This is a genomic window from Chryseomicrobium palamuruense (assembly GCF_042649045.1).
GTDB classification, from domain to species: domain Bacteria; phylum Bacillota; class Bacilli; order Bacillales_A; family Planococcaceae; genus Chryseomicrobium; species Chryseomicrobium palamuruense.
Genome location: NZ_JBHSEF010000023.1, coordinates 160,950 through 173,295, shown reverse-complemented (window position 1 = coordinate 173,295; position 12,346 = coordinate 160,950). Strand labels below are relative to the sequence as shown.

The 12,346-nt window shown below is 43.0% G+C and carries 15 protein-coding genes; 12 read left to right on the top strand and 3 right to left on the bottom strand.

Translation table 11 applies throughout. The annotated features are described in order from the left end of the window. The first annotated feature begins 9 nt into the window (after positions 1–9). The 11 genes from ACFO0S_RS10560 to ACFO0S_RS10510 all read left to right on the top strand — a co-directional run bounded on the left by ACFO0S_RS10560 (position 10) and on the right by ACFO0S_RS10510 (position 8,968). Positions 10–1,152: a TRAP transporter substrate-binding protein gene (locus ACFO0S_RS10560; protein ID WP_378141985.1), complete on the top strand. Its 1,143-nt coding sequence runs from the start codon at positions 10–12 to the stop codon at positions 1,150–1,152. A 62-nt stretch (positions 1,153–1,214) separates the two neighbouring features. Further along, entirely contained in the window at positions 1,215–2,528 is a 1,314-nt protein-coding gene (locus ACFO0S_RS10555; protein WP_378141983.1) for a TRAP transporter large permease, read from the top strand. Positions 2,529–2,539: 11 nt separating this feature from the next. Then, positions 2,540–3,043, top strand: a complete 504-nt coding sequence (locus ACFO0S_RS10550) for a TRAP transporter small permease (RefSeq protein WP_378141981.1) — start codon at positions 2,540–2,542, stop codon at positions 3,041–3,043. After that, on the top strand, positions 3,043–3,951 hold the full coding sequence (locus tag ACFO0S_RS10545; protein ID WP_378141980.1) for an NAD(P)H-dependent flavin oxidoreductase: 909 nt from the start codon (positions 3,043–3,045) through the stop codon (positions 3,949–3,951). The genes ACFO0S_RS10550 and ACFO0S_RS10545 overlap by 1 nt, the downstream gene beginning before the upstream one ends. After that, complete coding sequence (locus ACFO0S_RS10540; protein WP_378141979.1) at positions 3,944–4,759, top strand: enoyl-CoA hydratase-related protein; 816 nt, start codon at positions 3,944–3,946, stop codon at positions 4,757–4,759. Before ACFO0S_RS10545 ends, ACFO0S_RS10540 begins: the two co-directional genes overlap by 8 nt. A gap of 5 nt (positions 4,760–4,764) precedes the next feature. Next, positions 4,765–5,607: a 3-hydroxyacyl-CoA dehydrogenase family protein gene (locus tag ACFO0S_RS10535; RefSeq protein ID WP_378141977.1), complete on the top strand. Its 843-nt coding sequence runs from the start codon at positions 4,765–4,767 to the stop codon at positions 5,605–5,607. 112 nt (positions 5,608–5,719) lie between these two features. Next, positions 5,720–6,901 carry an acetyl-CoA C-acetyltransferase gene (locus tag ACFO0S_RS10530; RefSeq protein WP_378141976.1) on the top strand — a complete coding sequence of 394 codons (1,182 nt, stop codon included), beginning with the start codon at positions 5,720–5,722 and terminating at the stop codon, positions 6,899–6,901. Beyond that, positions 6,901–7,167: a hypothetical protein gene (locus ACFO0S_RS10525; RefSeq protein WP_378141974.1), complete on the top strand. Its 267-nt coding sequence runs from the start codon at positions 6,901–6,903 to the stop codon at positions 7,165–7,167. Before ACFO0S_RS10530 ends, ACFO0S_RS10525 begins: the two co-directional genes overlap by 1 nt. Before the next feature lie 101 nt (positions 7,168–7,268). Continuing rightward, positions 7,269–7,709 (top strand): MarR family winged helix-turn-helix transcriptional regulator, encoded by a 441-nt coding sequence (locus tag ACFO0S_RS10520; protein WP_378141972.1) that lies wholly within the window; start codon positions 7,269–7,271, stop codon positions 7,707–7,709. 1 nt (position 7,710) lies between these two features. Further along, positions 7,711–8,319, top strand: coding sequence for an alpha/beta hydrolase (locus ACFO0S_RS10515; RefSeq protein WP_378141971.1), 609 nt, complete (start codon positions 7,711–7,713; stop codon positions 8,317–8,319). Positions 8,320–8,332: 13 nt separating this feature from the next. Beyond that, entirely contained in the window at positions 8,333–8,968 is a 636-nt protein-coding gene (locus ACFO0S_RS10510) for a nitroreductase family protein (protein ID WP_378141970.1), read from the top strand. Between the two features lie 42 nt (positions 8,969–9,010). Here ACFO0S_RS10510 and ACFO0S_RS10505 read toward each other — a convergent pair whose 3' ends face one another. Then, positions 9,011–10,150 carry a zinc-dependent alcohol dehydrogenase gene (locus tag ACFO0S_RS10505; protein WP_378141969.1) on the bottom strand — a complete coding sequence of 380 codons (1,140 nt, stop codon included), beginning with the start codon at positions 10,148–10,150 and terminating at the stop codon, positions 9,011–9,013. 82 nt (positions 10,151–10,232) lie between these two features. After that, positions 10,233–11,252, bottom strand: a complete 1,020-nt coding sequence (ltaE, locus tag ACFO0S_RS10500) for a low-specificity L-threonine aldolase (RefSeq protein WP_378141968.1) — start codon at positions 11,250–11,252, stop codon at positions 10,233–10,235. Between the two features lie 121 nt (positions 11,253–11,373). On the opposite strand from ltaE, the gene ACFO0S_RS10495 reads away from it, so the two are divergent. Then, on the top strand, positions 11,374–11,775 hold the full coding sequence (locus ACFO0S_RS10495) for a VOC family protein (RefSeq protein ID WP_378141967.1): 402 nt from the start codon (positions 11,374–11,376) through the stop codon (positions 11,773–11,775). Here ACFO0S_RS10495 and ACFO0S_RS10490 read toward each other — a convergent pair. Beyond that, positions 11,752–12,147, bottom strand: a complete 396-nt coding sequence (locus tag ACFO0S_RS10490; protein ID WP_378141965.1) for a hypothetical protein — start codon at positions 12,145–12,147, stop codon at positions 11,752–11,754. The genes ACFO0S_RS10495 and ACFO0S_RS10490 overlap by 24 nt on opposite strands. Positions 12,148–12,346 lie beyond the last annotated feature (199 nt).

Below are 12,346 nucleotides of genomic sequence, written 5' to 3'. Positions count from 1 at the left end.
GATAATGAAATGAAACGTTCAAAGAAATGGTTTTCTGTCGTGGCAATGTCGGCACTAATTTTAGGAGCATGCGGAGATGGGGGAGGTACCTCTTCAGCAACCACTGACTCCAATACATCTGGGGATCAAGAATCGGTGACGTTTAATGCTTCTTCAGGGGTAAATGATAAACACTTTTGGCATCGAGGATTTTTCCAGCCACTGATGGATTCTGTGGATGAAGAGACAGACGGCAAAGTAAGCTTTAATGCGTTCACATCTGGAGAGCTTGTCGGGTTAGGTACAGAATATGATGCGTTAACAAATGGAACGATTGATGTAGCCCTTACTCTAATGGCGCCTTATGACCCACAACGTTTCCCTTATACAGAAGTGGTTATGCTGCCGTTGCTTGAATCGGATTCTACGATTGCGGCTGAGGCTATGAGAGCAATGATGAACAGCGATCAAGAAATTAAAGATGGAAAAACCTATTACCAACTGGAATTTGAAGATAAAGGGTTAGTAGCTTTTGCCAATTCACCAACACAGCCTTACGTGATTTCAACAACAAACAAAGCGTTTGCTGAAGTGAGCGATTTTAGTCGAGATGTTCGCATGCGAACAGCATCACGTGTGCACGAAATCTTATCAACTAATTTAGGCATTACATCACAATCTATGCCAATCACAGATGCCTATGATGCATTGAGCAGAAATGCTTTAGATGGGTTTTTCTACAATGTACCTGACTGGATGGCTTTTGGTTTTGATGAACTGATCAAACATACGATTGAAGGAGCAAACTTCGGGCACTTCGTTGGTCATACGGCAATGACGGAAGACACATGGGCTAAGTTAACTCCAGAAACTCAAGACATTTTCCGCACAAATGCAGAGCGCTTAATTGTAGAAGGTTCTCAATTGACGAAGGATGAAACTGAAGAGAATCGTCAAAGCAATATCGATAAGGGTGGAGATTTCAAACATTTATCGGAAGTACCTGAAGAGGTTCGAGTTCATATTGAAGCAGCCATTACTAAAACGTGGTTAGACTGGATCGAAAATCTAGAATCTCAAGGACATGCAGGTAAGAACATTGCCATCCTTTGGAGAGACAGTCTAGTAGAAGCGGGCGCAGAAGTTCCACAAGAAGTTATGGATATTGAATAGGAGAGAAAAAGTTTGGGGGCTCCATAGCCCCTATTCTTCTTTCTTGGCATAGGGGGCAGAGTATGACAGAGAATATTGTGTTATTTATCGTCATCTTAATTTTTCTGTATTTCTTAACAACAGGCATGTATATCAGCTCATTATTGTTCTTTGTAGGGATCCTTGGAATTTATCTCATTGGGGGCTCGACCATCATGAATGGGTTTTTACAAGGAGAACCCTTTGCACGAGTAGCCAGCTATTCTTTAACAACCATTCCACTTTACATACTCATGGCTCAATTTATCATGCAAGCGGGAATTGTAAAGGACCTTTACGATCTCGCCTATAAATTGTCTAAAGGTAGAGGTGGAGTTCTAGGCGTACTAACGGTATTCATCGGGGGTTTATTAGGCGGTGTATCAGGTTCAGGTACAGCTACTTCGGCAGCGCTAGGGCAGATTGCCGTGCCAGAATTAATTCGCCGAGGATACCCGCCACATTTGGCTGGATCCCTTGCAGCGGCATCCGGTTCATTATCGGCAATTATCCCACCAAGTGTTTTCTTGATTTTATATGGGGTGGTCGCACAAATTTCAATCGGACAACTGTTTACTGCAGCTATGATACCCGGAATTCTTATGATGCTGGTCTTTGCTGGAACGACTTTGGTTTACTTGAAGATCTACGGAAAAGAATTTGAAGCAAATGCCATTAAAAATGAGACGAATGAAGAGACATCCGTAATGAGATATGTCACTGTCGTTCTCGCAGGAACCTTCATTGTTGCTGCTATTTTTGGTGGTATTTATATGGGGATATTTACACCGACTGAAGCTGGTGCTATTGGTGCCTTTATTGCCTTTATCCTTGCGGTTGTATTAAAAAAAGTTTCACTCAAGTTCTTGAAAGTCTCGTTTGTTGAAACCATAAAAGTCACAACGATGGCAATGTTTATTGTTGTAGGGGCATCTTTATTTGGGAGATTTATCTCTTTATCCCTTGTTCCTCGAAAAATCATTGATTTGTTAGGTCCATTGATGGAATCACCTGTTCTGATTATCACCATCATTATGGTTTTCTATTTCTTCCTGTTTATGTTTATTGAAGGAGTAGCCGTTATTCTGATGACAGTTCCCATCATTACACCGATCTTGGATCAAATTAACGCGGATCCTTTATGGTTTGGCATCATGTTAACTGTTGTGTGTACGTTGGGCATGTTGACACCGCCTGTGGGTATCAGTGTATATGCTGTAGGGGGAGTTACCGGAATCCCTATTGAACGCCTGTTCAAGACATCAACTGTCTTTGCAGTGGTCGCAACCATCATCGTTATAGGATTATTGATTGCATTTCCGCAACTGGTTACTTGGTTGCCAAGTCAGATGCGATAGGAGGAGTCAATTTGAGTAGTGTTGAAAAAATCGCCCATTGGTTTCGTATCATTGGCATCAGTGTAGCTAGTTTTGCAATCGCAGCAATGGTTCTAATGATTGTAGTAGATGTTACGATGCGCAATGTCTTTAAAGTACCCATTCAAGGTACCTATGAAGTTGTACAATATTTTTTAATGCCGTTGGCCATTTTTCCAACTTTGGCATTTGCTTATCAATCAGGTGTGTTACCTAGACTTAGTGAATTGATTGAGAAACTTCCTAAGCGGTTCCAACAGGTAAATCGCATCATTATCTATGCATTAGAATTAGTCGTATTTTTGTTGTTAACTTATTACAGTATTTTATTTGCCTTATCGGGTATTCAAGATCAAATGGCCATTCCTGTTGCAGGGAATTTATTGCCTGTCTATCCACTCTATATGATCGTGCCTATCAGCTTTGCTGCTGTTGTTCTTGAAGTAGTGCTATCCATCTACCGAACCTATTTCAAAAAAATAGGAGATGTTGCGTAATGTTTTCTAAATTAAAATTACCTATTATTGTTGCGCCCATGTTTCTCGTTTCTAGTCCGGAATTGGTCATAGCAAGTAGCAGAAGTGGTGTTATAGGATCCATTCCTTTATTAAATGCTCGAACAAAAGAACAATGCGAAAAGTGGTTACAGCAGTTTTCTAAAGAACTATCGGATGTTCCTTGGGCGGTTAACTATATTTGTCATCGGACAAATAAGAGGTTAGAAGAGGATTTAGAATTGATTCAGAAGTATAAACCACCGATTGTCATTGCGTCTCTTGGTCATCCTGGAAAAGTGGTAGACGTTGTCAAAACATACGGTGGAAAAGTGTTTGCTGATGTAGCCAATTTGAGACATGCCCAAAAAGCGGCTGACTCCGGTGTGGATGGACTTATTTTAGTGAGTGCAGGGGCTGGCGGGCACGCGGGTATATTAAATCCGTTTGCTTTCATTTCAGCGGTAAGAGAATTCTGGGACGGAGTCATTATTTTGGCAGGAGGAATATCGACAGGCCAAGATATTCTTGCGGCACAAGTCATGGGAGCAGACTACGTGTATATGGGTACACGATTTATTGCTACAGATGAAAGTGTGGCATTTCCAGAATACAAAGACATGCTCGTACAATCTACTTCAGAAGATATTCTTTATACGGATGCGTTCAGTGGCGTGCATGCAAATTATCTGATTCCCAGTCTAAAAAGAAATCATATTGATCCTTCGACATTAAAGAAAAAGGAAACAGTCGACCTAGGTCATATGATTGACCCAAAAGCATGGAAGGATATTTGGTCAGCTGGCCATGGAGTGACGGTTGTAAAAGAGACACAACCTGTCCAGCAGCTACTTCAAACACTAACGCGTGAATACATGGAGGCAAAGGAGAAGTGGTTTGTTCATGTTTAACACGATTGACTACGTTGTGAACGAGCAAATCGCAACGATTACATTAAACCGTCCAGAGGCATTAAATTCCTTTAACGAGCAAATGATGGAGGAACTGATTCAAGTCTATCGAAAAGCAGACCAATCAGATGACGTACGAGTTATTATTCTCACAGCAAAAGGAAAAGTGTTTTGTGCGGGTATGGATTTATCAACAGGGGACGATGTCTTTGAATCGGATGAAAGTATCGAGGAGTTTAGAGATACGGGGGGACGCGTTAGCCTTGAAGTCTATCATGTAAAAAAACCAGTCATTGCAGCTGTCAACGGAGCGGCAGTAGGTATTGGCGCAACAATGTTACTGCCTGCAGATATACGCGTATTTTCTGAAACGGCAAAAGTCGGATTTGTATTTGGAAGACGCGGTATTGGTCCAGAAGCCACAAGTGGCTATTTCTTACCGAGACTGGTAGGTATGTCGAAAGCGCTTGAGTGGGTGTATACAGGCCGAATGATATATTCCGAGGAATTGATCACTTCTGGATTGGCCAATCACGTCGCGGAAGATGCCTATGAAAAAGCACTGGAGCTGGCTAAAGAAATCATTGAAAATACATCTGCTGTCTCTAATTCATTTAGTAGACAACTGTTTTATAAAATGTGGGAAGCAGAACATCCAATGGATTCTCATTTAGTAGAATCAAAGTTTTTACACTGGGCATCTAGAGAAAAAGATGTAAAAGAAGGAATTGCCTCTTTTAAAGAGAAACGTAACCCTCGTTTCCCTCTTACAACTAGTGACTTGCCAGATTTTTTTAAGGGGGGCTGAATGAGATGAAAATCGGTGTCTTAGGGGCCGGAACAATGGGGCACGGGATCGCTCAAGCCTTTGCTATGTCCGGGCATGAAGTGAAGTTATATGATATCGAACCAGTAAGCTTAGAAAAGGCTAAAAAAAGTATTGAGAAAAGTATCGCTAAGATTCATGAAAAGCAGGGGGAAGACCCAAACGTAACCGGTCAAGTCGTACAATCCATTGAATTTGTTACAGACATTCACCAGCTTTCCGATAGTGATTTAATTGTAGAGGCCATTATTGAACAAATGGCCATTAAGAAGAAAGTGTTTCACCAATTGGGGGAGATTTGCAAAGAATCCACCATCCTTGCTTCAAATACTTCAGGCCTGAGCGTGACCGAACTCGGTGCTGCGAGTGGACGACCAGACCAGGTGGTGGGTATGCATTTCTTTAATCCAGTGCCCCTTATGAAACTTGTTGAGGTCGTGAAGGCGGAAGAAACATCCGACGAAACGTTGCGGTTTGTTCGAGAAACAATCGAGTCTATTGGAAAAGAAGCGATTACCGTTCTTGACTCTCCATTGTTTGTTGTTAACCGTATCTTAGTGCCGATGCTCAATGAAGCCATGATTGTTTACGGGGAAGGATTGGCTTCAAAAGAAGATATCGACCGTGGCATGATGCTTGGTACCAATCAGCCGATTGGCCCTCTTGCCCTTGCGGACCTCATCGGACTCGATACGCTACAGTTCGTGTGCGAGACACTGTTTACTGAGACAGGAGATTCGAAATATCGCGTACCGCTTATTCTGAAGAAAAAAGTAAGAGCCGGTCATTACGGTAGAAAATCAGGACGCGGATTTTATTCCTATGACTAAATGGACGGGCGAATTGAAGGGTTCGTCTGTTGTCTTGTTCTTAAAGCGCTAAAATCGATATACTTAAAGAGTGATTTATCATCGATAGAATAAACAAAGGGGATGTACCAATATGAAAGAAGTTTACATACTCGACGGAGCTCGTACCGCATTTACTGCGTTTGGTGGGTCATTTTCAACCATTCAAGCGGACGAGTTAGGGAAAGTGACAGCTGAAGAGGCGATGAAACGTTCTGGAGTCACACCAGAGCAAATCGATCACGTGGTTTATGGAAATGTCATTCACTCCCACACAAATGCGGCATACCTTGCGCGCCACATCGGACTGAAAGCAGGGGTGCCGAAAGAAGTACCTGCATTCACTTTAAATCGTTTATGTGGTTCGGGAACACAAGCTGTCGTAGCTGCAGCTCAAATGATTCAACTCGGGGAAGCAGATATCGTATTAGCTGGTGGTGCTGAAAACATGTCCATGGCGCCTTACGCAAACTTTAGCAGTCGCTTTCACCAAGCAAAACTAGGACCTATGAAATTTGAAGATATGTTGTTGTCGACTTTGACCGATGACTTTACAGGAAACGGCATGGGGATGACGGCAGAAAAGCTATCCGAGATGTATGATATTTCTCGTGAGGAACAAGACGCGTTTTCTGCACTAAGTCATGAACGGGCCGCGGCAGCACGTGAGTCTGGCCGGTTTGCTAAAGAGATCGTACCGTTTGAAATCGTGAACCGTAAAGGAACCATTGTGGTTGAGAAAGATGAACACATCAAGCCGGAAACGACCACGGATACACTGGGGAAACTGCGTCCATCCTTCAAAAAAGATGGAACTGTCACAGCAGGAAATGCAAGTGGGATTAATGATGGAGCGGCGAGTCTTATAATTGCAGGCAAAGGGGCAATCGATACACACGGATTAAAGCCGATGGCACGCATCCTTTCCTGGGGAATTTCCGGGGTAGATCCTGAAATTATGGGAATTGGCCCGGTCCCTGCAATCAAACAAGCACTCGACCGTGCAGAAATGACGCTTGATCGAATTGATTTGTTTGAAGTGAACGAAGCATTTGCTGCTCAGTATCTCGCTGTTGAAAAAGAGTTAGGTCTAGACCGGGAGAAGACGAATGTGAACGGCGGGGCCATCGCGCTTGGTCATCCCGTTGGAACCAGTGGTGCTCGTATCGTACTAAGTCTCGCGTATGAGTTAAAAGAGCGTGGACTAAAGTATGGTGTGGCCAGCTTATGTATTGGCGGAGGCCAGGGAATTGCTTTAGTCATCGAGAGCGTCTGATGGAACTGATTGTTGCAAGCTTCATACTTGTATTAGCCATAGGAATAACGTTTCTAATTACAAGAAGAAAATCTGAAAAAATTCGCTGGGTGGCGTGGGGGATTGTTTCACTACTCGTCATCACCCCACTGGCCAGTTGGTTGATGAGTATGGGCTATGCGATTATAGAAGGGGACGGGTTTGCAGGTGTCGCCTTACTCATGATTCTTTTTCCGCTCTTTGCCATCATCAGTGCTGTTATTTTGATTCGAGGCATCTTTTTGTGAAGAAGATTATGGAGGTTCGCTTAATGGCGAGCCTCTTTTTTTGACGCTTTCTTTCCATTCATGCTATAGTATCTTAAAATCAAGATAAAAGAGGGTTAACAATGGTAGACACAAAACTAGTAGGAAGGGCTATTGCAGCTCTTGTCCGTACATCAGGTGCATTTCATCAGAAAATTAAAGAAGATGCAACCGTTCACGGTCTCCATGTGACTGAATTCTCCGTTATGGAACTCCTGTATCATCAAGGGCGCCAACCGGTTCAAAAGGTCGCGCAGCACGTTTTGATTACGAGTGGAAGTACTACATATGTGCTTGATAAGCTCGTCAAAAAACAACTGATCAAACGAACAATGTGTTCGGAAGATAGACGAGTAACATACGTGGAATTGACAGAAGAGGGACAGCGGTTAATGGAAGATGCATTCCCCGCCCATCTCGAAAATATGAAGCGGTTTTTTGCAGGCGTCGATGAAGACACGTTAAAAGAATGGATTGAGTTAACACGTAAACTCGGTAAAGCTGCTCGAAAAGGAGAGAGATAATATGAAGCATATTTATAAAGCAGGAACGAAGAAAGACGCACCTACCCTATTACTGTTGCACGGTACTGGTGGAAATGAGCATGATTTATTATCGATTGCTTCGATGATTGATGATCGTGCGAACGTGCTCAGTGTTCGTGGAAATGTACTTGAAAATGGCATGCCTCGTTTCTTTAAGCGACTCGCCATGGGTGTATTAGATCAAGAAGACCTTGCCCTCCGCACAAAAGAGTTACATGACTATTTGAATAAAGCCGCTACGGAATACGGTTTTGACCGAAGTAATGTCGTAGCTGTAGGGTATTCAAATGGTGCAAATATTGCAGCGAACCTAGTAATGACGGAAGCGAATAGCCTCGCTGGGGCCATTCTATATCATCCGATGATTCCAAACCCGGATGCACAAATTCCAGATATCAGTAAGTTGCCTGTCTTCATTGGAGCAGGTAAGAATGATCAAATGGTGCCTTATGAAGAGTCAAAAGGACTTAAGAAGATGTTAGAAGATCACGGAGCAGAAGTTGCCATGCACGTCGAGCCGTATGGTCATCAATTGACGGACAGTGAGGTCGATGCATCCAAACAGTGGTACGATAAAAATTTTAACTAAATGAGGGATAGAGATGACAACATCAACTAAGAAAAGCTACCAGGAAGTCGTGAAAGAGCGACGTTCCATTCGAACATATAATACGAGTGTGAAAATCACGCAACAAGAGATGCAAGAAATTCTTGAAGAAGCAACACTAGCGCCATCTTCAATGAACATGCAACCGTGGCGTTTCCTTGTTATTGAGAGCGATGAAGCGAAAGAGAAGTTAAAAGAACTTGCAAAGTTCAACTCTAAACAAGTAGAAACATCTTCAGCAGTTATTGCTGTGTTCGTTGATATGAATAGCATTGAGACGATTGATGAAATTTATAGTTTAGCGGTGGAAAAAGGGTTTATGCCGCAAGATGTAAAAGAGAAGCAAGTGCCAGCCATTACGAATATGATGAAGGATGTTCCTCAGGAACAACTTCGTGCATCGCATTTTATTGATGCAGGGCTTGTTTCGATGCAAATTATGTTGTCTGCGCAAGCACGTGGGTATGCAAGCAATCCAATGGGTGGCTATAACAAGAAAGATATTGCAGAGACATTCGGTTTAGATAAAAACCGCTTTGAACCAGTCATGTTGATTTCCGTTGGGAAAGCAGCAGAAGAAGGTCACTCATCTGTACGTTTGCCAATCGAAGATTTAGCGAAATGGGTTTAATGACGAAAGGCTGAGCTGCACTTTTGCAGACTCAGCCTTTTCTTATGGTTTTAACACAAATTTAATACTCTCATCTTGATGATCATGGAAGAGTTCATAGGCATCTGCGGCCTGATCCAAGCTCATACGGTGCGTAATGATTTCCGTTGGATCAAATTCACCTTGCTCAATTTTCTTATAGAGGATTGGCATCAAATGCACGACAGGTGCTTGCCCCATTTTCAATTGAACATTACGTTCAAAAATATTGCCGAGCGGGAAATTGTTATAAGTTGAGCCGTATACCCCAGTTAATTGGATGGTACCGAACTTGCGCACTGCATCTAGCCCAATATCGATGGCACTTAATGTTCCACCTTGGAGCTTAAGTTTCTGCTGGGCTTTATCTGCAAGGGACATCTTTCCGTCCATCCCTACACAATCAATAACAATGTCTGCTCCTCCGTTTGTGATTTCACGAATGTGTTTTCCCATATGATCAAAATCTTCAAAATTATAGGCTTCCACTTTGTTCATTTGAATAGCTTTTTGGAGCCGATAGGGAACATGGTCAACAGCTATTACCCGTTTTGCTCCCAGCATCCATGCAAACTTTTGTGCCATTAACCCAACCGGACCACAGCCTAAAACAGTTACGGTGTCGCCTTTCTTCATCCCTGAATTTGTTACACTCCACCAAGCGGTTGGCAAGACATCTGATAAAAATAGAAGCGCTTCATCTTCGAGTTCACTAGACTCCGGAATTTTGAATGGAAGGTAATTACCGAAAGGTACACGTAAATATTCCGCTTGGCCACCTGCCCAGTCTCCGTACCGCTCTGTAAAACCAAAATAACCTCCAGAATCAACGGCGGGGTTATCATTCGCATTGTCACACTGACTTTCCATGTCGTGTTGACAATAGAAACAGTCGCCGCACGCCACGTTAAACGGAATAACAACGCGGTCTCCTATTTTTACTGCTGTAACATCCGGACCGACTTCTTCTACTATTCCCATCGGTTCATGACCAATGACATAACCTTTACGTGCAGGGACAGCACCGCGATAAATATGAAGGTCGGAACCACAAATAGCGGTCGTCGTAATTTTTACAACAATATCATCCGATTTCTCAATCTTTGCATCCGTGACTTCTTTGACCTGAACATCTTTAGAGCCTTGGAACGTGACAGCTTTCATTGTATAATCATCCTTCCTTTCGGGTGAAATTAATGTATTATTCCCGAATGAAAGAATTATAGTCTGCGACTTTAGTGGGAAATCATTGAAATTTTTTTAATTTAGTTAAAGTTTCTTTGATATGCTCATGAGAAATTCCATTGTTCGTCACAAAGCGAATAATTCCCGGCCCGAAGCCACCAGCGAGAATCCCCTTTCCCTTTAAATAACTTAAAAGATTCTCTGTCATCTGATGTTCATTAGTTAACTTCACGAGAATAATATTCGTTTCCACTTCATTAAGCACCTCAAAGGCTGTCATCTGTTGAATGCCATCCGCCAGTTCCTTTGCCATATCATGGTCCTGAACTAAACGAGAGGGATTTTCTTCTAATGCAATCAAAGCAGGAGCTGCCAGAACGCCTACTTGGCGAAGTCCGCCTCCTAGACGTTTGCGCCATTTGCGCGCTTTTGCAATAAAGTCATGTGAACCTGCAATGATAGATCCGACCGGTGCCCCCAGGCCTTTGGATAAGCAGACCTGTACCGTATCTGTATACTTCGCAAATTCGGCTACCGGAATGCCTGTAGCTGCTTGTGCATTGAAGAGACGTGCACCGTCTAAGTGCACAGGGATTTGATGACGTTGCGCTATTTCATAGATGGCTTTCATATGTTCCACCGACAGAACAGCTCCGCCTGCTTTGTTATGAGTATTCTCTAAACAGATGAGCCCCGTTTCCGGTTCATGAATATCTTTTCCCCGAATGGCTTGTTCCACTTCGACAGGGTCCATGGCTCCTTGAATCCCTTCGATGGTTTTTAGCTGCACACCGGCGAGAGCAGACATGGCAGCCCCTTCATAAAGGAAGATATGCGCTTGAGACTCTAAGAGGACTTCTTGACCGGGACGGCAATGCACAAGTCCAGCAATCTGGTTTCCTTGTGTGCCACTCGTCACAAAAAGAGCTGCGTCTTTTCCTAAAATTTCTGCTGCCCGTTGTTCCAATCGATTTACCGTTGGGTCTTCCCCGTATACATCGTCGCCGACTTCCGCTTCATACATCGCTTTTCGCATGCGTTCATCAGGTTTGGTTACCGTATCACTTCGTAAATCAATCATATGTATGCCTCTTTTCTATAAGTATGTTCTGATTAAAGTGTAGCAGTTCTTAACGATTTTTTCTTGAGTAGAGGAAAATGGAGGAGAAACAGCGAATGAGTATAGAAAAGGAGGCGTTCGGATGATTACTAAACTAGGAGAAGTCATGGTCTATGTACGAAATCAAGATGAAGTGAAGCGTTTCTGGGAAGAGGATATGGGGTTTGTCATTTTACAGGATTATACAGAAGGCGCCATGCGCTGGGTACAAGTCGCTCCAACGGAAGACGCAGAGACGACCCTTATCCTGCATGACCGTGAATTTGTGGAAAAGAACAGTCCGGAATTAAACTTTGGAACCCCGTCACTTTTATTTTTCACAGAAAATCTAGATGAACTGTATGACCAGCTAGAACAAAAAGGCGTCACACTTGGTGAAAAGGTGAACATGGAGGGCAATCTGTTCTTTAACTTTGCCGATCCGGAAGACAACTATTTCGCGGTCATGGAAGTCAAAAGCTCAGCTGGTTTCTTCTTCAGCTGAGCTTTCTTTTGGTACTTTGACTAATGTATAGTTCTTTGTCCATTTTTGAGTCGTCAAAATCACTTCTTGGGAATCACGGGAAAAGATTAAGCCACTTCCCATCTTTTCTGTGAACATCCATCCGTGAGATTCCATAAACTCTTCTATTCGCTGATCGGCATGGTCTGTACGCTTTTCTTTCACCGCGTACCATAAATAAGACTCTTCTTCTGTTAAATAGACAATTGGTGAAGGCGACCCTGTGATTCTCTCTGCGACTTCTTGGGGACTAATATTCTTGATGGGGAGAGGAGGCTGTACCATACGCTCATATATAGCAAATAAACTGATAGAGAGGCTGAGCATCGCAGCGACTAACACTATTTTTCTCAAACGACCCCACCTTTCTGCATACTCATTAGACGGATGAGGAAGAGGAAAAGTTTCAAAAGGTTATCATAGACAATGTCTAGAGGATACGATATACTAAAGTTGTAATTAGGGGAGTAGTGATAAGCGACGTGTTCGTCATTCCGGTACAGTGTACCCGGACCGTCCCGCTCAAATAGAGCGCACAAGACCTTTTTATGAA